Origin of the sequence: Streptomyces sp. MS19 (assembly GCF_047200595.1) — a bacterium.
GTDB lineage: Bacteria > Actinomycetota > Actinomycetes > Streptomycetales > Streptomycetaceae > Streptomyces.
Genome location: NZ_JBJZOH010000020.1, coordinates 18416 through 40987, shown reverse-complemented (window position 1 = coordinate 40987; position 22572 = coordinate 18416). Strand labels below are relative to the sequence as shown.

The following is a 22572-nucleotide window of genomic DNA, read 5'->3' as shown; positions in this document are numbered from 1 at the left end:
CCACGTCAGGTTTTTCCCGGAGGCGACATGTCCGATGCCCAGCTCGTCCTTGCACCTGTGCCGCAGCAGCGGCGGAAGGGAGACGGCGACGCCGGTGAGTTCCCGCCGCTGCTGCGGCAGATCAAGGGGCAGCAGCTGCTCGCGCGCCGTCGCGGGTGGTACGCGGTGGGCATGGCCGTCAACGCGCTGGCGCTCGCCGGGATCGTCTGGGCGGTGCTCGCGGCCGGCGACTCGTGGTGGACGCTGCTGCTGGCGGTCCCCTTCGCGCTCTTCTCGACGCGCAGCGGCTTCTACGGCCACGACGCCGGGCACTCGCAGGTCGCCGCCACCCGGCGCGTCAACCGCCTCCTCGGCCTCTTCCACGGCAACCTGCTGCTCGGCATGAGCTCCGCCTGGTGGAACGACAAGCACAACCGGCACCACGCCAACCCGAACCACATCGACAAGGACCCGGACGTCGGCGAGGGCGTCATGGTCTGGACCCAGAACCAGGCCGAGAAGCGCGAGGGCTTCGCCCGCTGGCTGACCCGTAACCAGGCCTGGCTCTTCTTCCCGCTGCTGCTCCTCGAAGGCATCGCCCTCAAGGTCGCCAGCGTGCAGATGGTGATCTCGTCCGACGGCTGGGAGCGCGAGAAGCGCGGCCGGCTGGTCGAGGGACTCCTGCTCGTCCTCCACTTCGCCGCGTATGTGACGCTGCTGGCCGTGGCCATGTCGCCGGGCAAGGCGGTGCTTTTCGCGCTGATCCACCAGGGCCTCTTCGGCCTGCACCTCGGCAGCGTGTTCGCACCGAACCACAAGGGCATGGAGATGCCGACATCGGACGGCGAGCGCTGGGGGCACCTGCGCCGCCAGGTGCTGACGTCGCGCAACGTGCGGGGCGGTCCCGTCACCGACTGGGCCATGGGCGGGCTCAACTACCAGATCGAGCACCACCTCTTCCCGAGCATGCCGCGTCCGCACCTGCGGCTGGCGCAGCCGCTGGTGCGGCACTACTGCCGGGAGATCGGCGTCCGGTACACCGAGACGGGCGTGATCGACTCGTACCGGCAGGCGCTCGCCCACATGCACAGCGTCGGGGCGCCGCTGCGCGAGGGGAAGCGGACGGAGCGCGCCGGCCGGGCGTGACGCCCCGTACCGGCGGGGGCGGCGCGTCGGCGCGGGGCGGACTGCCGTCCCGCGCCGCGTCGTGTGCCGCCCGGCCCGGTGACGGCGCGGGGGAGAAGGAACGGTACGGCTGATTCCGTACAGCGGTCCCGTCAGGATGGTTGTCGAGCCCCTCTTCCTGGGGAAGGCTGACACAGCAGTCGCCTTACGAGAAGGGGGAGCTGGGGATGGCACTGAGTACCACGCTCGACTGGCTGCTTGACGATCTGGCGCAACGTCTGCCCCGCGTCCGCCATGTGCTGTTGCTGTCGAGCGACGGCCTGGTCACCTCGGTGAGCCAGGGGCTGAAACGGGCGAGCGCCGAGCATCTGGCGGCGGTCGCATCCGGCCTGCACAGCCTCGCCCGCGGGGTGGGGGAGCACTTCGCCTGCGGCGAGGTCCTACAGACCATGATCGAGTTCGACGACGGGATGCTGTTCGTGACGGCGGCCGGGGACGGCAGCTGCCTGTGCGTGCTGACCGGTGCCGACGCGGACATCGGGCAGGTCGGGTACGAGATGACACTCCTCGTCAACAAGGTCGGGGAGCACATGGGGCTGGCCGCCCGGGACCGGTGACCGACGTGCCGTTCACTCGTTCGAGCTAATTGACTACCCAGAGTGGCGAAGGGCGGGAACTTCCGCCTACTGTGGTCACAGTAAGTGATCGCCTGTAGGGAGGAAACCATGACCGCCCCGATCGTACGGACCGTCCCGTCCGCCGGCCACCCTCCGTCGGCCCGGTGCGTCCGGCGCCGCGTCGCCACCGATGCCGGACGCGGCGCCGCCCGCCCCGGCCGCGACTCCGCGAGCCCCCGCCGGGCCGCCCACGAACTCGGACTCGGCGCCGCCGAGTTCGAGGCCGCCGTCCGCCTCGGACGCATCCGCACCGTCCCCGGCGCCCGCCCGTGGGAGCGCCGGGTCGCCCGCGCCGAACTGGACCGGCTGCGCGCCGCACCGGGCTTCACCGCCGCGCTCCGCGAGGCCGCCCGCCTCGTCAACGCCGCGACCGGGGCGGAACTGCTCCGCATCAGCCCGGCCCGCTTCGCCCGGCTGGCCCGGGGCGGCTGCCTCGTACCGCTCGACTTCCACGCGCACGGGCACCGCGCCGCCGTCTGGCGCTACCCCGCCGCCGAACTCCGCGCGTTCGCGGCGCACCGGCCCGCCCTTCTCGGCGGACGGCTGCCGGACGGGATGCGCCGGGCCCTGCAACGCTGCCACGACTGGCGCGGCCCGCACTGGCGCGCCCGTCGCACCACCCAACTGGTCACCCAGGCGGAAGACCCGTGGCTGCGCGCCGCCGTGTACGCGGCGGTGCTCCCGGCACACCTGCTGGCGGCCGATGTCCCCGACCCCGGTGAGCGCCTGCGGCTCCACCGCCTCAGGCCGCCGCTGGAGGCCCCGTGCCGCGCCCCGGAGGGGCGGCCCCGCCCGGGGCCGGGGCGCGGCGCCTGGCCGCTGCTCACGGCGGCCGGACCCGACGAGACGCGCCGCTACCGCGACGGCCTGCGCCGGGCACTGGCCGAGGCCCGCGGCGCCGCCGGACCCGCCGGACCCGCCGTGACGATCAGAGCTGTCCTACGTCGATCACCTTGATCACCGCCCGGCCCTCGGCGTCCGACGCCGTCAGGTCCACCTCGGCGGAGATGCCCCAGTCGTGGTCGCCCGCCGGGTCGTGGAAGGTCTGGCGGACCCGCCACAGGCCGTCCTCCGGACGCTCCTCGATCTCCAGCAGCCGCGGCCCCCTGGCGTCGGGTCCCGTCCCCAGCTCGTCGTACTCGTCCCAGTAGCCGTCGAGCGCCGCCGCCCAGGCGTCGGCGTTCCACCCCGACTCGCCGTCCAGCTCGCCCAGTTCGTCCACGTGGTCGAGGGCGGCCAGCTCCACCCGCCGGAACATGGCGTTGCGCACCAGCACGCGGAACGCGCGCGCGTTCGCCGTGACCGGCCTGACCTGGTCCGCCCGCTCCCTGGCCGTCTCCGCGTCCTCGTCCGCCGGATTGGCGAGCTGCTCCCACTCGTCCAGCAGGCTGGAGTCCACCTGGCGGACCATCTCGCCGAGCCAGGCGGCGATGTCCTGGAAGTCCTCGGACTTGAGGTCGTCGGGGACCGTGTGCTCCAGCGCCTTGTAGGCGCTCGCCAGATAGCGCAGCACGATGCCCTCCGTACGCGCCAGCTCGTAGTGCGACACGAACTCGGAGAACGTCATGGCCCGCTCGTACATGTCCCGCACCACCGACTTGGGGGACAGCGGATGATCACCGACCCAGGGATGGCTCTTCTTGTACACCCCGTACGCGTGGAACAGCAGTTCCTCCAGCGGCTTGGGGTAGCCGACGTCCATCAGCCGCTCCATCCGCTCCTCGTACTCGACGCCGTCGGCCTTCATGGCCGCCACGGCCTCACCGCGCGCCTTGTTCTGCTGCGCGGCCAGGATCTGCCGGGGGTCGTCCAGCGTCGACTCCACCACCGACACCATGTCCAGCGCGTAGGAGGGCGATTCCGGTTCCAGCAGCTCGAACGCGGCGAGCGCGAAGGTCGACAGCGGCTGATTCAGCGCGAAGTCGGCCTGGAGGTCCACCGTGAGGCGTACCCTGCGGCCCTGCGCGTCCGGCGTCTCCAGCCGCTCCACGATCCCGCCGTCCAGCAACGACCGGTAGATGGCGATGGCCCGCCGGATGTGCCGCAACTGCTGCCTGCGCGGCTCGTGGTTGCCCTCCAGCAGGCGGCGCATGCCCTCGAACGCGTCACCCGGCCTGGCGATCACCGCGAGCAGCATCGCGTGCGTCACCCGGAACCGAGACGTCAGCGGCTCGGGCTCCGCCGCGATCAGCCGGGTGAACGTGTCCTCGCTCCAGTTGACGAAGCCCTCCGGCGGCTTCTTCCGCACCACCTTGCGCCGCTTCTTCGGATCGTCACCCGCCTTCGCGAGCGCCTTCTCGTTCTCCACCACATGCTCAGGCGCCTGCGCCACCACGAACCCGGACGTGTCGAAGCCCGCCCGCCCCGCACGCCCCGCGATCTGGTGGAACTCCCGGGCACGCAGCACCCGCACCCGGCTCCCGTCGTACTTCGTCAGGGCGGTGAACAGCACCGTCCTGATCGGCACGTTCACCCCCACCCCGAGGGTGTCCGTACCGCAGATCACCTTCAGCAGCCCGGCCTGCGCCAGCTTCTCCACCAGCCGCCGGTACTTCGGCAGCATCCCGGCGTGGTGGACGCCGATGCCGTGCCGCACGTAACGGGACAGGTTCCGGCCGAAGCGGGTGGTGAAGCGGAAGTTGCCGATCAGCGCGGCGATCTCGTCCTTCTCCTGCCGCGTGCACATGTTGATGCTCATCAGCGCCTGCGCCCGCTCGACCGCCTGCGCCTGGGTGAAGTGCACGATGTAGACGGGCGCCTGGTGGGTGGCCAGCAGCTCGGTCAGCGTCTCGGTGAGCGCCGTCGTGCGGTACTCGTAGCTCAGCGGCACCGGCCGCGTCGCGGAGCGGACCACCGCCGTCGGCCGCCCGGTCCGCCGCGTGAGGTCCTCCTCGAAGCGCGACATGTCGCCGAGCGTCGCCGACATCAGGACGAACTGCGCCCGCGGCAGCTCCAGCAGCGGGATCTGCCACGCCCAGCCCCGGTCCGGCTCCGCGTAGAAGTGGAACTCGTCCATGACCACCTGGCCGACGTCCGCCTCGGCGCCGTCCCGCAGCGCGATCGACGCGAGGACCTCCGCCGTGCAGCAGATCACCGGCGCGTCCGCGTTGACCGACGCGTCACCGGTGAGCATGCCGACGTTCTCGGTCCCGAAGATCTTGCACAGGTCGAAGAACTTCTCCGACACCAGCGCCTTGATCGGCGCGGTGTAGAACGTCACCTCGTCCCTGGCCAGCGCGGCGAAGTGCGCCCCCGCCGCGACCAGCGACTTGCCCGACCCCGTCGGGGTGGACAGGATGACGTTCGATCCCGACACCACCTCGATCAGCGCCTCCTCCTGCGCGGGGTACAGCGTGATCCCACGCTGACTCGTCCACGACGAGAACGCCTCGAAGAGGGCATCAGGATCGGCTTGCGGCGGCATCTGATCGATAAGGGTCACCGTCCCATACTGCCCGTCCCCGGCCCGCCAGGGGGAACCGGCCGGACATGGGAAGATCAACAGGCATTACGCTGTCCGGCCGACACGGGTGACACACCGCCCGGACGACATGGGCGGCACGAAGGGGCGGGGCACAGCCATGATGGGACCGGCACACTCACTCTCAGGCGCGATGGCCTGGCTCGTCGTCGGCGCGGGGGCCGCCTACGCGGAACACCCGATGCCCTGGCCCGTCCTCCTGGCAGGCGCCCTGATATGCGCGGGAGCCGCACTCGCACCCGACCTGGACCACAAGTCGGCGACGATATCCCGGGCCTTCGGACCGTTCTCCAAGATCCTCGCGGGCATCATCGACAAGATCGCCGAAGCCGTCTACAACAGCACCCGCGCCAAGGGGGAACGCCGCCGCACCAGCGGACACCGCACCCTCACGCACACCTGGCTGTGGGCACTGGCCCTCGGCGCCGGGTTCTCCGCTGCCGCGGTCGCCTGGGGCCGCTGGGCCGTCCTCGCCACCCTCTTCGTCCACCTCGTACTCGCCGTCGAGGGCCTGCTGTGGCGCATGGCCCGCGTCTCCAGCGACGTCCTGGTGTGGCTGCTCGGCGCCACCAGCGCCTGGCTCATCGCCGACTTCCTCGACCAGCCGGGCAACGGCTCCACCTGGCTCTTCCCCGACAAGCCCTACCTGTGGATCGGCCTGCCCATCGCCCTCGGCGCGATCGTGCACACCATCGGCGACGCCCTGACCATCTCCGGCTGCCCCGTCCTGTGGCCGCTGCCCATCGCGGGCAAGCGCTGGTACCCGGTCGGCACCCCCCAGTTCATGCGCTTCCGCGCCGGCGCCCCGGTGGAGAACAAGGTCCTGATGCCGCTGTTCATGGTGATCGGCGCGGCCAGCGCCGTCGGCGCGACCGTCATGACCTTCTGACGGGGCACGCGGCCCGGGGCCCCACGGCACCGTGCCGTCCGCCCCCTGCGCGGGAACGGACGGCACGGGATGGCCGGTCAGCCGTGCCAGGACCGCCACAGGGCCGCGTACGCGCCGTCGGCCGCCACCAGTTCGTCATGGCTGCCCAACTCGCTGATCCTGCCGTCCTCGACCACCGCGATGACATCGGCGTCGTGCGCCGTGTGCAGCCGGTGGGCGATCGCGATCACGGTCCGCCCCTCCAGGACACGCGCGAGGGACCGCTCCAGATGGCGCGCCGCCCGCGGGTCGAGCAGCGACGTCGCCTCGTCGAGCACCAGCGTGTGCGGGTCCGCCAGCACCAGCCGGGCCAGCGCGATCTGCTGCGCCTGGGCCGGGGACACGGTCACCGCGCCCGACCCCACCTCGCAGTCGAGACCACCGGGCAGCGCGCGCACCCATCCGGCCGCGTCCACCGCTCCCAGCGCCGCCCACAACTCGGCGTCGGTCGCACCGGTGCGCGCCAGCAGCAGGTTGTCGCGCAGCGGGCCGACGAACACATGGTGCTCCTGGTTGACCAGCGCCACCTGTTCCCTGACCCGTTCCGCCGTCATCCCGGCCAGGCGCGCGCCGCCCAGGGTCACCTCGCCCCGGCGCGGGGCGTAGATGCCCGCGAGGAGCCGCCCCAGCGTCGACTTGCCCGCACCGGAAGGGCCCACGAGCGCCACCCGCGTCCCCGGCGGGACGTCGAGCGACACGTCGTGCAGCACGTCGGTGCCCGGCAGGTACCCGAAGCGCACCCGGTCGGCCGTCAGATCACGTCCGGCGGGCACCACCGAGGCGTCGCCCTCGTCCGGCTCCACCTCGTGCACGCCCACCAGCCGCGCCAGCGACACCTGCGCGACCTGCAACTCGTCCAGCCAGCGCACGATCATCCCGACCGGCTCGATCATCATCTGGGCCAGCATCGCCCCGGTCGTCAGCTCACCGACGCCCATCCACCCCTGGAGGACGAACGAGCCGCCGATCAGCAGCACTCCGGACAGGATGAGCGCGTGGTAGACGTTGATCGCCGGGAGCAGGATCGACCGCAGCCACAGCGTGTACCGCTCCCACGCGGTCCAGCGCCCGACCTGGAGGTCCGAGAGCGCCGTGCGCTCCGCCTCCAGGCGGTGCGCCTCGACGGTCCGGCCCGCGTCCACGGTCTCGGCCAGCGTCGCGGCGACGGCCGCGTACCCCGCGGCCTCGGAACGGTACCCGGCGGGCGCCCGGCGGAAGTACCAGACGCACACGCAGAGCAGCAGCGGCACCGCCAGGACGACACCGATGCCGAGTGCCGGGGCGGTCAGGACGATCCCGGCGAGCAGCAGGCCCGCCCAGACCACAGCGATGGACATCTGCGGCACGGCCTCGCGCATCGCCTTCGACAGCCGGTCGACGTCCGTGTTGATCCGGGCGAGCAGGTCGCCCGTCCCCGCGCGCTCCAGCACACCGGGCGGCAGCCCGACGGCGCGCACGAGGAAGTCCTCCCGCAGGTCCGCCAGCATCCGCTCGCCCAGCACCGCGCCGCGCAGCCGCACCAGCCGCACGAAGAACGCCTGGACGGCCAGCGACACGGCGAACAGCGCTATCGTCCGCCCGAGGTGCAGCTCCCGCTCGCCGTCCGCCAGGTCCTGCACGACCCGGCCGAGGAGGTACGGGCCGATCATCGACGCGACGACGGCCACGGCGTTGACCACCACCAGCCCGCCGAAGGCGCGGCGGTGCCTGCGCAGCAGGGCGCGCACGTACCGGCGCACCGTCTCCCGCCCCGCCACGGGCAGTTTCGCGACGTGCTCCGCGGTCGACGGGTCGTACTCCGGGGGTGGGACGCCGATCATGCGATCTCCTCAGCAAGGTCTGCGGTCTCCGGCTCGCGCGTGACGACCGCGCGGTACGCCGGGGCGGTCCGGACGAGGTCGCGGTGGCGCCCGGTCGCGGCCACGGTGCCCTCGTGAAGGAACACCACGGTGTCGGCGTGGTCGAGCAGCAGCGGGCTCGACGTGAACACGACCGTCGTACGGCCGGTCCGCAGCGCCCCGAGCCCCTCGGCGATCCGCGCCTCGGTGTGCGCGTCGACGGCGGAGGTCGGCTCGTCGAGCACCAGGACACCGGGGTCGGTGACCAGCGAACGGGCCAGGGCCAGCCGCTGGCGCTGGCCGCCCGACAGGGAGCGGCCGCGCTCGGTGATCCGCGCGCGCATCGGGTCGCCGCTGCCGTCGGGCGCCGACTGCGCCAGCGTCGCCAGCACGTCCTGGCACTGCGCCGTCGCCAGGGCGTCCCGCGCCGCGACGCGACCGGACGAGGGGACGCCGAGCAGTTCGGCGAGCGTGCCGGACAGGAGCACGGGGTCCTTGTCCTGGACGAGCACCGCCGTGCGGGCCGCCTCCCGGGACAGCCCGTCGAGCGGGAAGCCGCCGAGCTGCGCGGACGGCTCGCCCGCCGCGTCCGGCGCGTGGCCGCCGAGCCGCCCGGCGAGCCGCTCCGCGAAGTCCGGGTCGCCGCACACGACGGCGGTGAGCCTGCCCCGCTCGGCGAGCAGGCCGGTCGAGGGGTCCCACAGGTCCCCGTCGGGCATCTCGGCCCGGCCCTCCGCCATGGGCTCCACCCCGCCGGTGGGGGCGTCCTCGCGCCGCAGGCCGAGGACGCGGACGGCCCGCTTCGCGGAGGGACGCGAGAACGTGAACGCCATCGCCGCCTCCTGGAACAGGCGCAGCGGGAACATCAGGAAGCTCACCGCCCCGTACACGGCGACCAGTTCGCCCGCCTCCAGGCGCCCGTCCAGCGCGAGCCGCGTGCCCTGCCAGACCACCGCGATGAGCAGCAGCCCCGGCATGACGACCTGGAGCGCGTCGATCAGCGACCACATCCGCGCGTTGCGGACGGACGCGCCGCGGACCTCCTGCGAGGCTCGCCGGTACCGTTCGAGGAACAGCTCCTCGCCGCCGATGCCCCGCAGCACGCGCAGCCCGGCGACGGTGTCGGAGGCCAGCTCGGTGGCCCGCCCGGACTTCCCGCGCTCGACGTCGGCCCGCCGTGTCGCGGCCGGGAGCAGCGGCCACACGCTCAGGGCGACGACCGCGACGCCGCCGAGCACGAGCAGCCCGATCCCGGGATCGAACACGATCAGGCCCGCGCACACCCCGGTCGTCACGACCACGGCGGCGGCGAACCGCGAGAAGGACTCGACGAACCAGCCGATCTTCTCCACGTCCCCCGTGGAGACCTTGACGACCTCGCCGGCGGCCACCCGGCGCGTGAGGAGCCCGCCCAGTTCTGCGGTGCGACGGGCCAGGAGCTGCTGGACACGGGCGGCGGCGGTGATCCAGTTGGTGACGGCCGTGCGGTGGAGCATGGTGTCGGCGAAGCTCATCACCAGGGTGCTGACGAGCAGGAACAGCCCGGTGAGGGCCAGCCGTCCGCCCGAGCCGTCCACCACCGCCTCGATGGCGAGCCCCATGGTCACCGGCAGGCACGCGATGGCCGCCATGTGCAGGGTGCCCCAGAGCAGGGCTTTGGCCTGTCCGCCGAGCTGACGCCGGAAGAGCCAGACCAGGAAACGGAAGCCGGAACGTACGTCCGGCTCGCCTGGGTCGGGATGCGGGAGGTCTCGAATGTGCATGGTTTCCCAGAGGAAGGTGCCCCGGAACGGGGGAGGGCGGAGCTGGACAACCTCGCAAGGGTCCTCGCGCCGGGTGGCGAAAATCAACGGATTTTTCCCCGGCGTTCCGGTCGGTGGCCGGGGGCGGGAACCTCGAGTTTTGCGTTGCTATAACGTGAAGATCTTATGGTGCGCCGGTTGGGCGCGGGTGACGGGAACAGACCTCCCGGGCGCCGTCCGGAGGACACCCGCAGGGTGCCGTCCCGCCGGGCCGCGCTCCCGTACGGTGACGGGCGGCGCGGCGGACCGCCGCGCCGCCGGGCGCCCGGGGGAGTGACGGAAGGCCGCCGGGCAGCCGTGGCGGTGGCGCGGCGGCCCGTCCACGCCCGCGCTGGTGAGGGGGCTGCCCACGGCCGGTACCGCGAAGGCGCGCCTGGCGTTCAGGGACCGGCGTGGACCGGGTTCCGGAGGGCGGCCGCCGCTGCGGGAGCCCCCCGGCTCTGGCGGATGGGCGAGGGGGCAGGTGGGGCGTCGTCCTCCGACCAACGGCGATTTCCAGCCATCGGTTGTGGGGGGCCGCACGGACCGGCTCGGGCGGTGGGTCCGGAGCCCGCGCTCCGGGTCGCTGCCGGTTCCCGTGGCGGGCTCGGTGCGCCTGCCTGCCTTCGGAAGGCGAAGCGAGGACCGTCCCGGGCGGTGTCCCCGACACGCTTCTGTCCCCGCCGCGTTCACCTCGTGGAAGGGAAAGGGCGACAGGGAGCGGCGCTTTGGCCTGGTGCTTTCGAAAAGGGGATGCGCGAAGTGTTGACGGCGCCCGGGGCGACTCCCACTATGAGTTGCGTCACTCCGAGTGGGAGCGCTCCCATGCGGTGTGCCGGGCCGGGGCCTGCCCCGTCCGGCGCGCGCGGCGGTCCCGCCCGGCAGCATCGAGAAGGGCCGCGTCATGTCACCCCCCGCAGGCAGTTCGGCCGTGCGCCGGTTCTCCCGGCGCGCCGGTCCGCCGTCCGGCCAGGACGGCCCCGTCCGGAGCGATCCCCCGCCGCCCGAGCGCGGCGACCACGGGCTTCCACTGCTCCAGCGCATCCGCGAGGCCAACCGCCGCAGCGCTTTCAACCGGCGCAGCAGGGGCGCGGACCTGTGACCGGCCGCCCCGCCCCGCCGCCGGGCGTGCCGCGCGGAGGCTGACCCCGACCCCCGCCGCCCGCCATGGTGCCGGCCGCTCAGGACCCCCTGCGGGAGGGGGTGTCCGGCGGGCGGGGGGTGCCGCGCCGTCCCGACGCTGCCGGGGACGAGCAGCGCGGACGGCCGCCCGTCCCGGATGGCTCGTCGACGGGTTCCGATGCCATCCGGGACGGGTTCTCCGCCACTGACTGCCGCCGCCGGGTGGGAGCGCTCCCAACCGATTGCCGCGTACCGAAGGGGTGCGCGGCGGTCACCACCCGGCGGCGGTGCGCCTCCCCGGCGACCGCCGTACCAAGAAGGGCTCCCATGTGCTGTCCACGAGAGGCGCCCGGCACGCGACGCCGCCGGACCGCCGTGTCCCCGCCCCCGGGCACCCCCGGCCGAACGGACATGCGGCCCGGGGCAGTCCGCGGGTGCGTCCGCCGCGGTCCGGCGCCCGGGACCGGCGACGCCTCAGCCCCTGACAGGTGCCGTCCTTCGCCGTTCCGCCCCGTGCGCCCTACGCCGGGCGTGCACGCGCCGCTACGCCCGGCCGTCCCGGCGGCCCCGAGGCGCAGCGCCGGAGCCCGTACCGCTTCGCCGCCGACTCCCCGCCCCGCGCCCGATCCGGCTCCCGCTGCTCCACGCCGCCGCCGTACTTCCCCCGGCCGGCAGCAGGGCCTGCCCCTCGCACCCATCGCACAGATTCAGGAGCGACCATGGCCGTCCCCGAGCACATCCTGACCGGCGAGTCCCGGCAGGCCGTCCTGCCGGCGCCGCAGGCCGCCACGATCCCCGTCGCCGCGCTCAAGGTCCTCGCCGTCTTACGGATCGCGACCGGCGTCATCTTCCTGTGGACCTTCTTCGACAAGCTGCTGGGCCTCAGCTACGCCACGCCGTCCGAGCGTGCCTGGCTCAGCGGCGGTTCCCCGGCGGGCGGCTACCTCTCCGGTGTCTCGGCCGGCCCGCTGGAGTCCACCTACCATTCCTGGGCGGGCGTCGCCGTCATCGACTGGCTGTACATGGCGGGCATGCTGGGCGTCGGCATCTCCCTCGTCGCCGGGATCGGCCTGCGCGTCACGGCGGTCGCGGGCCCGCTGATGATGCTCTTCCTGTGGCTCGGCGAGTTCCCGCCCGCGAGGCATCTCTCCGACGGCTCGCCGAGTATGTCCACCAACCCGCTGGTCGATCAGCACGTGGTCTACGCGGCGGTGATGGTGATAGCGGCCGTCTGCTCCGCGGGGCGCGTCTGGGGTCTCGGCGCGGCCTGGGAGCGCCTCCCGCTGGTCCGCCGCCACTCCTGGCTCCGCTAGGCCGTGTCGTTCGGGTCTTGGCGGATCGGTCCGCGTCGTCGGACTCCGTGCCTCGCAAGGCACCGGATCGCCACGCGTACCGGGCGTACCCGGGCGATGCGGTAACGCGGCGAAGTGCGGTGACCGGGCCGCGCGCGCCAGGCAGGACCCGCGACATGACCTGGTCCGCACAGCGCGCACCCCTCAGGCGGCGGGTGCGCGGGGAGAGGACGGCGGCCTTCCCGCGCACCCGCGTTCCATGTCGCACGCCCGGCGGACACGGTCCGGCGGGAGGCGGTCCGCCTCCGGCCGGGCCGGTCACGTCCGCCCGTGCGGTCAGAACTGCACGTCGGAGCAGGAGTAGAACGCGTTGCCCGTGTCCGCGACGTTCCAGACGGCGAGGATCACGTGGCGGCCGGAGCGGCTGGGCAGCGTGCCCGCGTGGCTCTCGGTCTGGCCGGGCTGCCTGCCGTTCAGCGGGACGGTCAGGAACGGCGTGGTGTCCAGCTGGGCCCGGGTGAGCGGCTGGTTGGGGTTCCACCCGTTGCGGGTGATGTAGTAGCGGAAGTCGGTCGTCGAGTGGCGGGCCGTGAAGGTCCAGTTGAACGTGAACCGCTGGCCGCTGCTGACGCGCGTGGTGGGCCAGGACCCGCCCCGCGGGTTGTCGAGCTGGGAGAAGCGGGAGTTGCCGCCCGCGCAGAGGGTGCCGTCGGCCGGTCCCGCCTGCGGGAAGCCCTTCGGGCCCTCGACGCTCTGCGGCTCCCAGATGATGGAGCCGCAGTCGCTGACCGCGCCCTGGGCACAGAAGAGCTGACGGCTCGTCGGGCTGGTGGTGTAGCCGTGCGCCTGGGCGCTGCCGCCGGTGCCCAGCACCATGGTCATGGCCATGCCAACGCCGGCCACTGCGGTGGTGATCCTTTTACGCATGATTGGCTCCCGGAGATCCGTGGGGGGTGAGCGCTCGGGTCGGGTCGTGCGGTCTAGACCAAGTCTGACGGTACTGGCCCTCTTTGGTCATGTCCAGACCAATGGGAGGGTGGCGTCCGCACGCCCGCGCGCGGTACGCCGCGCCTGTCCCACAGCGCTCAACAGCCCCTGAAAGCCCCGGTCAGCGGCCCAGCGCGGCCATCGCGGCGTTGTGCCCGCCGATGCCGCTCACCCCGCCGCCGCGCACCGCGCCCGCCCCGCACAGGAGCACGTTCGCGTACCCGCCCGACACCCCCCAGCGGGCCGCCGCGTCCTCCGCCGCCCCGTCCTCCGCGGCACCGGCCTGGTCCCGCCAGGGGAACGCCAGGTCGCCGTGGAAGATGTGCCCGCCGGGCAGCCGCAGCTCCCGTTCGAGGTCCAGCGGTGTCCTCGCCTCGACGCACGGCCGTCCGTCCGCGTCCCGCGCGAGACAGCCGGCGATCGGCTCGGCCAGGTGCGCGTCCAGCGCGGCCAGGGTGTCGGCCAGCAGCCGGTCGCGCACCGCCGCCCCGTCCCCGGCGAACAGCCGCGCGGGCGTGTGCAGTCCGAAGAGCGTGAGCGTCTGCCGGCCGCGCGCCGCCAGCGCGGGGGAGAGGATCGTCGGGTCGCTCAGCGAGTGGCAGTACACCTCGCCGGGCGGGACCCGCGGCAGCGTCCCCCCGGCCGCCTCGCGGTACGCGTCCTCCAACTGACGGTATCCCTCCGCGATGTGGAACGTGCCGGCGAACGCCTCCCGGGGATCGGTGCGCGGGTCCCGCAGGGCGGGCAGCCGCTCCAGCAGCATGTTCACCTTGAACTGCGCGCCCTCCGCCACCGGCGGCGCCGGCCGCCCCAGCAGCGCGGCCAGCTCGCGCGGCGACGCGTTCACCAGCACCTTCGCCGCCCCCACCCGGCCCTCGCACAGACCGTCGTGGAAGGTCACCTCGGCCGCCGCGCCGTCCGCCGCGACCGCCGTCACCTCGTGCCCCGTGACGATCTCCGCCCCGGCCGCGCGCGCCGCCGCCGCGAGCGCGCCGGTGACCGCGCCCATCCCGCCCACCGGCACGTCCCAGTCCCCGGTGCCCTGGCCGATCACGTGGTAGAGGAAGCAGCGGTTCTGCAACAGCGTGGGATCGTGCGCGTGCGTGAACGTGCCGATCAGCGCGTCCGTGAACACCACGCCGCGCACCAGGTCGTCCGCGAACGCCGCCTCCACCGCCTCGCCCAGCGGCCGCTCGAACAGCGCCTCCCACGCCTCCCCGTCGCCCACCCGCGCCCGCAGCTCCTCCCGCGTCGGCAGCGGCTCCGTCAGCGTCGGGAACACGCGCTCGGCCACCCGTGCCGTCATCGCGTAGAACCGCAGCCAGGCCTCGTACTCACGGTCGGAACCCGTCAGCCGGGCGAACGACTCCCGCGTCCGCGCCTCGCCGCCCCCGACCAGCAGCCCCGTCGGCATCCCGCCCCGCACCGCCGGGGTGTACGAAGCGATGCCCCGCTTGCGCAGGGTGATCCGCAGCCCCAGGTCCCGCACGATCCGCTGCGGCAGCAGACTCACCAGATACGAGTAGCGCGACAGCCGCGCGGCCACGCCGGGGAACGGCTCCTCCGACACCGCCGCCCCGCCCGTGCGCCCCAGCCGTTCGAGCACCAGCGTCCGCTTGCCGGCCCCCGCCAGATAGGCGGCGGCCACCAGGCCGTTGTGACCCCCGCCGACGATCACGGCGTCGTACGCGGACAGGGCGGGAGATCCGGTCGCAGCAGGCATGGCCCTTGGTAGCACGCCCCCGCGGCCCCCGGCCAGTGTCACGGCCGCCCTCCGGCGCCGCCCCCTGGCCGGCCACCCCTTCTCCCGCCAAGGTCCGGCGTCACCCGACGCTCGCCGTCCGGGACGGGAGGACCACCGATGGACGACCCGCTGACGCTGACGCTGCCGGTGATGCCCGCGCCCCTGCGCCCCCTGGGCAGCCCGGTCGAGGCGCGGGTGACCGGCCCGGCTGCCCTCACTCTGGCCGCCGGTCCGTGCACCGACCTCTTCGCCGACCCGGGCAGTCCCGGCCGGTTCACTGACGCGCCCGCGCTCCTCACGACACCGCACGCCGGGGACTTCGTCCTCAGCGCCCGCGTACGCGCCGGCCTGTCCGCCACCTACGACGCGGGCGCGCTCCTCCTCTGTACGCCGGCCCCGGCTCCTGGGCCGAGCTCGCCCTCGAACTGTCCCCCAGGGCAGGCCCACCGTCGTCACGGTCGTCACCCGCGGCGTCTCCGACGACGCCACCGCGTTCCCCGTCGAGAGCGGCGGCATCTGGCTGCGCGCGGCCCGCGTCGGCGGGGCGTGCGCCTCCACACCGCCATGGACGGCCGGTTCCGGCACCTCGTGCGCTGGTTCGCGCTCCCGGACGGCACACCGCCGGAGGCCGGGTTCCTCGCCCAGTCGCCGACCGGCGCGGGCCTCCCGGTCCGCTTCGAGGAGATCGTGTACGCCCGGCGCACGTTCGCCGACCCGCGCGACGGCTCCTGACCGGCCCTCCGGCGACGTAGGCTGGAGGGCTATCAGCCCGAACGCGGCCCCGAAGGAGCCCATGCCGCACGACACCATGGCCAGGGCGGCCCAGGCCGGGATCCAGGTCACCCCGGCCCCGCCGGTCCCACCGGCGCAGATCCGCCGCGTCCTCCGCCTCTTCCGCCCCTACCGGGGCCGTCTCCTCCTCGTCGCCCTGCTGGTCGGGGCCTCCTCGCTCGTCGCCGTCGCCTCCCCGTTCCTCCTCCGCGAGATCATCGACACCGCGCTGCCGGAACGCCGCACCGGCCTCCTCGCCCTCCTCGCCCTCGGCATGATCGCCACGGCCGTGACCAGCAGCGTCTTCGGCGTCCTCCAGACCCTCGTCTCCACGACGGTCGGCCAGCACGTCATGCACGACCTGCGGACCGCCGTCTACGGCAAGCTCCAGCAGATGCCGCTCGCGTTCTTCACGCGCACCCGCACCGGCGAGGTGCAGTCCCGCATCGCGAACGACATCGGCGGCATGCAGGCCACGGTGACGTCCACCGCGACGTCCCTCGTCTCCAACGTCACCGCCGTCACGGCCACCGTCGTCGCCATGCTCGCCCTCGACTGGCGCCTGACCCTCGTCTCGCTCGTCCTCCTGCCCGGCTTCGTCTGGATCGCCCGCCGGGTCGGCCGGGAGCGCAAGCGCATCACCACCCAGCGGCAGAAGCAGATGGCCGTCATGGCGGCGATGGTCACCGAGTCGCTGTCCGTCAGCGGCATCCTCCTGGGCCGCACGATGGGCCGCGCCGAGGCGCTGACGAAGGAGTTCTCCGGGGAGTCGGAGCGGCTCGTCGGCCTGGAGGTGCGCACCAGCATGGCCGGGCGCTGGCGCATGGCCACCATCGGCATGATCATGGCCGCCATCCCCGCCCTGCTCTACTGGTCGGCCGGCGCGATGCTCGCCCTGGGCAACACCCCGCCGTCGATCGGCACGCTCGTCGCCTTCGTCAGCCTCCAGCAGGGCCTGCTGCGCCCGGCCGTCTCCCTGCTGTCCACCGGCGTGGACATCCAGGCGTCCCTCGCCCTCTTCCAGCGCATCTTCGAGTACCTCGACCTGCGGGTGGACATCACCGAGCGCCCCGACCCGATCGGCATCGAACGGGCGCGCGGCGAGGTGCGGTTCGAGCGGGTCTCCTTCACGTACGACCCCGCCGCCCCGCGCACGCTCGACGGCATCGACCTGACCGTTCCCGCCGGCGGCTCGCTCGCCGTGGTCGGCCCGACGGGCGCTGGCAAGAGCACGCTCGGCTACCTCGTCCCGCGGCTCTACGACGTCACGGCGGGCCGCGTGACCCTCGACGGCGTGGACGTGCGCGACCTCGACTTCGCCTCGCTCGCCCGCGCGGTCGGCGTCGTCTCGCAGGAGACGTACCTCTTCCACGCCACCGTCGCCGACAACCTGAGGTTCGCCCGCCCGGACGCGACCCGCGAGGAGATCGAGGCCGCCGCGCGCGCCGCGCAGATCCACGACCACATCGCCGCCCTGCCCGACGGCTACGACACGGTCGTCGGCGAACGGGGCTACCGGTTCTCCGGCGGCGAGAAGCAGCGCCTCGCCATCGCGCGGACGATCCTGCGTGACCCGCCCGTCCTCGTGCTCGACGAGGCGACCAGCGCGCTCGACACCCGCACGGAACAGGCCGTCCAGCGGGCGATCGACACCCTGTCGGCCGGGCGCACGACCCTCACCATCGCCCACCGGCTGTCCACCGTCCGCGACGCCGACCAGATCGTGGTCCTGGAGGCGGGCCGCATCGCGGAGCGCGGCACGCACGACGAACTCCTCGCGCGCGACGGCCGGTACGCCGCCCTGGTCCGCCGCGACAGCGAGACGCGCGCGGCGGCCCCCGTCACCCCCTGATCCCGGCCGGTCCTTCCCGGACCGGGCCGTCCGCGGCCCTAAAAGTGTGCGAACGGTCGTGCTAATATCTGGGCACTCCGCCGCCGACCCAAGGGACGTCCGCCATGCCCCTCGCCACCCGCCTCGTCCACGCCGCCGTCGGCGTCACCGGCCGCGTCGCCCCCTCGCTGGCCGCCCGCGCGGTCGCGCCCTTCTTCTCCAGGCCCCTGGCCCGCCTGCCGCTGAGCCGGGACGAGACGGCGGTCCTCGCCCTCGCCGCCCAGGACGTCATCCAGGTCGGCGGCCACCCGGTCACCGTCCACACCTGGGGCGACGGCGCCCGGCCCGTCCTCATGATCCACGGCTGGAAGTCACGCGCCGCCTGCTTCAGCGCCTTCGTCGCGCCCCTGGTGGCCCGCGGTTTCACCCCCGTCGCCTTCGACGCGCCCGGCCACGGCGCCTCCGGCGGCCGTGCCTCGACGATCCTCGACCACGTGCGGGCGGCCGAGCTGCTCCACGCCCGCCACGGCCGGTTCGCCGCCGTCCTCGGCCACTCGGTCGGCGGCCTCGGCGCGTTCCTCGCGCTGCGCGGGCGCGTGACGGCCGACCGGCTCGTCACCGTCTCCACCCCGTCGTCCTTCCCGCACGTCGTCGACAGCTTCTGCGCCATGACCGGCGTGGGCGAGAGCGTGAAGCCCGCCCTGCGGCGCACGCTCGAACGCCGCCTCTTCCCCGGCGAGGACGACCTGTGGAACCGGTTCTCGCCCGTCCACCGCCCCGAACAGCTCCGGCTGCCGGTGCTGGCCGTCCACGACCGGCGCGACCGCGCGGTCCCCTTCGGGGAGGCCGAGCGGCTCGTCGCCGCCTACGCCGACCGCGCCGACCTGTTCGCCACCGACGGCCTCGGCCACCGGCGCATCCTCGCCGACCCGGGCGTCGTCGAGGCGGTCCTGGCCTTCGCGGCCGCGGGCGGCCACGCGCCGGACCTGGCGGCCTGAGCGGTCCGCGTCAGACGCCGTCCAGCTCGCCCGGATCGGCCGCCACCGCCCGCAGCCGGGCGAGGACGGCGGTGGCCGCCCGGTCGTAGCCGCCGTCCTCGCCGTGCAGGACGGAGGTCGTGTTCGCCGTCTCCACCAGCGCCGAGATCTCGAACACCAGCTGGTCGAGGTCGGTCCCCTCCCGGAGCCCGCCGGCGTCCCGGGCCTCGGTGAGCACCGTGCGGATGTAGCCGAGCCACTCCGTACGGGCCGCCGCGATCGCCTCCCGCACCCGGCTCTCCCGGCCGCCGAACTCGGCGGAGACGGCGGAGAAGAAGCAACCGCCGGGGAAGACACGCCCGCGCGAGTAGTCGAGGTACGCGCGGCACAGCCGCCACACGCGCCCGGCCCCCGCCGGCACCTCCTGCGCGGGCAGCGCCACATGCTGCACGAACACGGCCCGCGCCGCCCGGATCGTGGAGAGCTGCAATTCCTCCTTCGACCCGAAGAGCGCGAACACCCCGCTCTTGCTCAGCCCGAGGTCCCCGGCGACCCGTCCGATCGACAGCCCTTCCAGGCCCTCGACCGAGGCGATGGCCATGGTGCGGCCCAGCACGAGGCGCCGCGTCGCGTCGCCCCGCGCCACCCGCCCGTCGGTCCGTGCACCGGCCACCGCGTGTCTCCCTCCGTCTGCCCGGCCCATCGTACGGGCGGACCGCGGCAGGTGGGCCGGGCGCGTCAGCGCAGCAGCCCGGCCCGCGCGAGGTCGTCGAAGACCGCGTGGTCCACCGGCGCGGTCCGGTCGCGGTCCGCGAGGCGCAGCCAGGCGATCTCCTCGATCTCGCTGCTCGCGGTGAGCGTCCCCTCGTAGCGCGCGGTGTAGCAGGCCATCGTGACGAGCGTCCCGTCCGGGTGCCCGTGGGCCGCCGCCGTGTAGGTGCCGACGTGCTCGGCCGTGCCGGGGACGAGCGACACGGTCAGCTCCTCGCGGACCTCGCGCGTCAGCGTCTCGATGTCGCTCTCGCCCGGATCCCGCTTGCCGCCCGGGATGTAGAAGACATCCTTGCCGCGCGAACGCGCGCCGAGGATGCGGCCCTCCGACAGGTGCACCCATGCCACGGTGTCGATGACCCGCCGCGCCCGTTCCGCGCCGCCCACGCCGTCCGTCACACCCGTCGCGTCCATGCCCCGCACCCTTCCGCCGTCACACCGCCGCGCTGCCGCGCCGTCCGCCCCCGATCATGGCACGGGGGTCCGACACCCGGCCGGGCCCGCCCGCCCGCCCGTCAGGGGCGCGGCGCGAAGACACAGAACTCGTTGCCCTCCGGGTCGGCGAGGATGTCCCACTCGATGCCGTCGCTCCTGCGCCGCACCAGCGTCGCGCCGAGCGACAGCAGGGCGTCCGGGTCGCCGAAGACGTCGAGGTGCATCCGGTTCTTCACGGTCTTCGGCTCCGACACCGGGTTGAACCAGATGAGCGGGCCCCTGCCCGCGGGGTCGCGGATGGGTACGGGCCAGTTGCCGGGACGGTCGGCGGCGCCGTCGGCGGGCGGCACCCGTTCGTACCCCATGGCCGTGCACCACCAGTCGGCGAGCGCCTTGTGGTCGAGGGCGTCGAGTGCCAGGTCCTTGAAGCGTGCTGCTGACATGCCGTGAGCTTAAAGCGGCACCCCTCTCAACGCACCGTGACGGACCCGGGTCCGCCCGGCACGGCGGGCGGACGGCGCGCGGTGCCCAGCACGTGGAACGACGCGGGCGTGCGCCATACGGGGAAGTGGAAGCGCCGTACCTCCGCCAGGGTGAACCCGGCCCGCTCCACCGCCGCGACGGTGTCCCGGCCCGTGTGGCAGCCGCCCGCCAGCCGGGGCCACAGCGTCGCGTCCACGGCGCGCTGCACCGCCCGCATCCCGCGCGACGGCGCCTCGACGTGCTCCAGGAAGTGCAGCGTCCCGCCCGGCCGCAGCACCCGGTACGCGTCCCGCAGCGCCGCCTCCTGGTCCGGGACCGTGCACAGCACCAGGCACGCCACCACGGCGTCGAACGACGCGTCGTCCGCGGGCAGCCGCCCCGCCACCCCCTCGACGACCTCGACCCGCCCCAGCCGCCCCCCGGGCCCCCGGCCGCACTCCACCGCCCGCACCCGTGCCGCCCTGCGCAGCACCGGCTCCGGCTCCACCGCGACCACCCGTGTCACCGCGGGCGGATAACGCGGGAAGTTGCGCCCGTCGCCCGCCCCGATCTCCACGACCTCGCCCGCCAGCCCGCCCAGCAGCGCGGACCGCCAGGGAGCGAGCCCGCGCCTGTCCAGCATCGGCCCCACCCGCATCCACGCCTGCGCGAACCAGGGGTGGCGCACCCGTTCCCCGGCCCCCGTGACGTCGCCCGACACCTCGCGCGCCGCGTCAGTCCGCGACGTCGGCCAGCGCGACCACCTTGTCCGGCCGCACCCGCACCAGCAGTTCCCCGGGGACGGCATTGCGCGCGCCGTACTCCTCGGCCTTCTCCTGGCCCATGTAACGGGCGGCGATCCTGGTGGCCCACAACAGCATCTCCGGCAGGTCCTCGCTCACCTCGGCCGTGCCGTGCACCAGGACGAAGCCGAACGGCGGCCGCTCGTCGTCCACACAGAGGGCCACCCGCCCGTCCCGCAGCAGGTTCCGACCCTTCACGGTGTCCTTGCCGGTCGTGAACAGCAGGTCACCGCCGTCCAGGGCGAACCAGACGGGCGCGATGTGCGGCGACCCGTCGGCCCGCACGGTGGACAGTTTCCCCGTCCGCGTACCCCCCGAGAGGAACGCCCGCCACTCGCTGTCCGTCATCCTGTGCGCCATGGGCCCATCCTGCGTCATCCCCGGGCGACCGGCCACCGGGCGGGCAGCCCGTGTGGCTGCGCCCTGGCCAGCAGCCGCTCAGGACCCGCCCCGTCCCGCAGCGCGAGCCAGAACGCGTGCTCGCCGTCCACCGCCCGCGGCTCGAACGACACGTACACGAAGCCCGCCTCCGCCGTCGCCGACCTCCCCAGCCGGTCCAGCTCCCCCCGCACCAGCGCCCACTCCTCCGGGGCCACGTACTGCTGCATCACGGAGTGCCACACCACGGTGAGCGTCCCCGGTTCCAGCTCGACCGCGGACAGGAACTCCGCCGCCCCCGCCGCCTCGACGGTGGCCGGGACCTTCGCCGCTATCGCCAGCGCCCCGTCGAGCCGCCGCATGCGCGCCACCTGGTCGGGCCACATGTACGCCCGCAGCGCGAGCGCCCCGTCGGACGACAGCGGGTCGATGGGCGCCGGGTCGCAGCCGCGCCGCTCCACGATCCGCAGCGCCTGGTGCCGCTCCGCGCCGGCGCGCAGCCAGTCCGGCACCTCGCCCTCCCACACACCGGTCAGCCGCACGGCCGAGTCGACGGGTCCCCAGGCGAAGTCGTCGGCGGAGTAACGGAACTGCTCCGCGCGGAGGTTGAGGCCCGCGCTCGACCCCAGCTCGAACAGCCGGATGGGCCGCTGCGCGGTGGGCACGCTGTGCAGGAGCCCGGCGACGAGCAGGTGCGCGCGGCCCACCTCGTTCGTCTGCGGCGGGCGCGTCAGCCAGTCGGCGACCCACTCGGGGTGCGCGGTGACGGCCGCGAGCAGCGCGGGCCACGCCGCGTCCGGGCGCCCGGGGTCGAACTCGCCGCCCGCGCTCGGGAAATGGGCGGCGACCTCCGGCGCCCGTCCGGTCAGCGCCAGGGAATGCACGGCGGCCATGAACCGCAGCGGGAGCGCGGCGTCGTGGCCGCTGTCCTCGTACCCCATGACCGCGCCGGCGCACGGTCCGCCGTCGCGCACGTCCCGCGCCACGCGGGCCAACAGCGCCGCGTACAGCGGCGAACCGAGCCGGCCGCAGGCGTCGGCCTGCCGGCTGAACACCTGGGCAACGTGTTCACGGGGCATCTGTACTCCTCACTGGCGATGCCCATGATCATGCGGCCCGACGACCGCGGAACGGAAGACCCGGCCGGTGAATATGCCCCGAAGGGAATCCGCGCGCAAACGTGTTGCCGC

At 74.0% G+C, this 22572-nt stretch carries 20 protein-coding genes; 9 read left to right on the top strand and 11 right to left on the bottom strand.

Features of this window, described 5'->3' with window-relative positions; all coding sequences use genetic code 11:
- The first annotated feature begins 27 nt into the window (after positions 1-27).
- The 3 genes from ACL02R_RS19335 to ACL02R_RS19325 all read left to right on the top strand — a co-directional run bounded on the left by ACL02R_RS19335 (position 28) and on the right by ACL02R_RS19325 (position 2738).
- A complete protein-coding gene (locus ACL02R_RS19335; protein ID WP_412798196.1) occupies positions 28-1125 on the top strand; it encodes a fatty acid desaturase family protein in 1098 nt (365 codons plus the stop codon).
- A gap of 206 nt (positions 1126-1331) precedes the next feature.
- Entirely contained in the window at positions 1332-1721 is a 390-nt protein-coding gene (locus ACL02R_RS19330) for a roadblock/LC7 domain-containing protein (protein WP_412798195.1), read from the top strand.
- A 108-nt stretch (positions 1722-1829) separates the two neighbouring features.
- Positions 1830-2738, top strand: a complete 909-nt coding sequence (locus tag ACL02R_RS19325; RefSeq protein ID WP_412798194.1) for a DUF6397 family protein — start codon at positions 1830-1832, stop codon at positions 2736-2738.
- On the opposite strand, the gene ACL02R_RS19320 is transcribed toward ACL02R_RS19325, so the two are convergent.
- Positions 2710-5223 carry a DEAD/DEAH box helicase gene (locus tag ACL02R_RS19320; protein WP_412798193.1) on the bottom strand — a complete coding sequence of 838 codons (2514 nt, stop codon included), beginning with the start codon at positions 5221-5223 and terminating at the stop codon, positions 2710-2712. The two genes, ACL02R_RS19325 and ACL02R_RS19320, sit on opposite strands and share 29 nt — an antisense overlap.
- Positions 5224-5362: 139 nt before the next feature.
- Here ACL02R_RS19320 and ACL02R_RS19315 point away from each other — a divergent pair, with 139 nt between their 5' ends.
- Positions 5363-6151, top strand: coding sequence for a metal-dependent hydrolase (locus tag ACL02R_RS19315; RefSeq protein ID WP_412798192.1), 789 nt, complete (start codon positions 5363-5365; stop codon positions 6149-6151).
- Between the two features lie 77 nt (positions 6152-6228).
- Here ACL02R_RS19315 and ACL02R_RS19310 read toward each other — a convergent pair whose 3' ends face one another.
- Both ACL02R_RS19310 and ACL02R_RS19305 read right to left on the bottom strand, forming a co-directional pair.
- The gene (locus tag ACL02R_RS19310; RefSeq protein WP_412798191.1) at positions 6229-8010 is read right to left on the bottom strand and encodes an ABC transporter ATP-binding protein; all 1782 of its coding nucleotides are present in this window, start codon (positions 8008-8010) and stop codon (positions 6229-6231) included.
- The gene (locus ACL02R_RS19305; protein ID WP_412798190.1) at positions 8007-9791 is read right to left on the bottom strand and encodes an ABC transporter transmembrane domain-containing protein; all 1785 of its coding nucleotides are present in this window, start codon (positions 9789-9791) and stop codon (positions 8007-8009) included. The genes ACL02R_RS19310 and ACL02R_RS19305 overlap by 4 nt, the downstream gene beginning before the upstream one ends.
- Before the next feature lie 922 nt (positions 9792-10713).
- Between ACL02R_RS19305 and ACL02R_RS19300 the strand changes: the two genes are divergently transcribed.
- Both ACL02R_RS19300 and ACL02R_RS19295 read left to right on the top strand, forming a co-directional pair.
- Positions 10714-10911, top strand: a complete 198-nt coding sequence (locus ACL02R_RS19300; RefSeq protein ID WP_412798189.1) for a hypothetical protein — start codon at positions 10714-10716, stop codon at positions 10909-10911.
- Positions 10912-11650: 739 nt separating this feature from the next.
- Positions 11651-12244 carry a hypothetical protein gene (locus ACL02R_RS19295; protein ID WP_412798188.1) on the top strand — a complete coding sequence of 198 codons (594 nt, stop codon included), beginning with the start codon at positions 11651-11653 and terminating at the stop codon, positions 12242-12244.
- A gap of 315 nt (positions 12245-12559) precedes the next feature.
- On the opposite strand, the gene ACL02R_RS19290 is transcribed toward ACL02R_RS19295, so the two are convergent.
- The gene (locus ACL02R_RS19290; RefSeq protein ID WP_412798187.1) at positions 12560-13150 is read right to left on the bottom strand and encodes a lytic polysaccharide monooxygenase; all 591 of its coding nucleotides are present in this window, start codon (positions 13148-13150) and stop codon (positions 12560-12562) included.
- Positions 13151-13331: 181 nt separating this feature from the next.
- Positions 13332-14933, bottom strand: a complete 1602-nt coding sequence (locus ACL02R_RS19285) for a phytoene desaturase family protein (RefSeq protein ID WP_412798186.1) — start codon at positions 14931-14933, stop codon at positions 13332-13334.
- 138 nt (positions 14934-15071) lie between these two features.
- Here ACL02R_RS19285 and ACL02R_RS19280 point away from each other — a divergent pair, with 138 nt between their 5' ends.
- The 3 genes from ACL02R_RS19280 (at position 15072) to ACL02R_RS19270 (ending at position 18554) form a co-directional block, all read left to right on the top strand.
- Positions 15072-15686 carry a hypothetical protein gene (locus ACL02R_RS19280; RefSeq protein WP_412798185.1) on the top strand — a complete coding sequence of 205 codons (615 nt, stop codon included), beginning with the start codon at positions 15072-15074 and terminating at the stop codon, positions 15684-15686.
- A 76-nt stretch (positions 15687-15762) separates the two neighbouring features.
- Positions 15763-17577 carry an ABC transporter ATP-binding protein gene (locus tag ACL02R_RS19275; RefSeq protein WP_412798254.1) on the top strand — a complete coding sequence of 605 codons (1815 nt, stop codon included), beginning with the start codon at positions 15763-15765 and terminating at the stop codon, positions 17575-17577.
- 104 nt (positions 17578-17681) lie between these two features.
- Positions 17682-18554 (top strand): alpha/beta fold hydrolase, encoded by an 873-nt coding sequence (locus tag ACL02R_RS19270; RefSeq protein ID WP_412798184.1) that lies wholly within the window; start codon positions 17682-17684, stop codon positions 18552-18554.
- A gap of 10 nt (positions 18555-18564) precedes the next feature.
- Here the strand turns inward: ACL02R_RS19270 and ACL02R_RS19265 are convergent, their stop codons facing one another.
- The 6 genes from ACL02R_RS19265 to ACL02R_RS19240 all read right to left on the bottom strand — a co-directional run bounded on the left by ACL02R_RS19265 (position 18565) and on the right by ACL02R_RS19240 (position 22461).
- Positions 18565-19206 carry a TetR/AcrR family transcriptional regulator gene (locus ACL02R_RS19265; RefSeq protein WP_412798183.1) on the bottom strand — a complete coding sequence of 214 codons (642 nt, stop codon included), beginning with the start codon at positions 19204-19206 and terminating at the stop codon, positions 18565-18567.
- A 65-nt stretch (positions 19207-19271) separates the two neighbouring features.
- A complete protein-coding gene (locus tag ACL02R_RS19260) occupies positions 19272-19718 on the bottom strand; it encodes an NUDIX hydrolase (RefSeq protein ID WP_412798182.1) in 447 nt (148 codons plus the stop codon).
- Positions 19719-19819: 101 nt separating this feature from the next.
- The gene (locus ACL02R_RS19255; RefSeq protein ID WP_412798181.1) at positions 19820-20182 is read right to left on the bottom strand and encodes a VOC family protein; all 363 of its coding nucleotides are present in this window, start codon (positions 20180-20182) and stop codon (positions 19820-19822) included.
- Between the two features lie 26 nt (positions 20183-20208).
- A complete protein-coding gene (locus tag ACL02R_RS19250; RefSeq protein ID WP_412798180.1) occupies positions 20209-20922 on the bottom strand; it encodes a methyltransferase domain-containing protein in 714 nt (237 codons plus the stop codon).
- 13 nt (positions 20923-20935) lie between these two features.
- Complete coding sequence (locus ACL02R_RS19245) at positions 20936-21364, bottom strand: PPOX class F420-dependent oxidoreductase (protein ID WP_412798179.1); 429 nt, start codon at positions 21362-21364, stop codon at positions 20936-20938.
- 14 nt (positions 21365-21378) lie between these two features.
- Positions 21379-22461 carry a DUF2332 domain-containing protein gene (locus ACL02R_RS19240; protein ID WP_412798178.1) on the bottom strand — a complete coding sequence of 361 codons (1083 nt, stop codon included), beginning with the start codon at positions 22459-22461 and terminating at the stop codon, positions 21379-21381.
- Between the last annotated feature and the right edge of the window lie 111 nt (positions 22462-22572).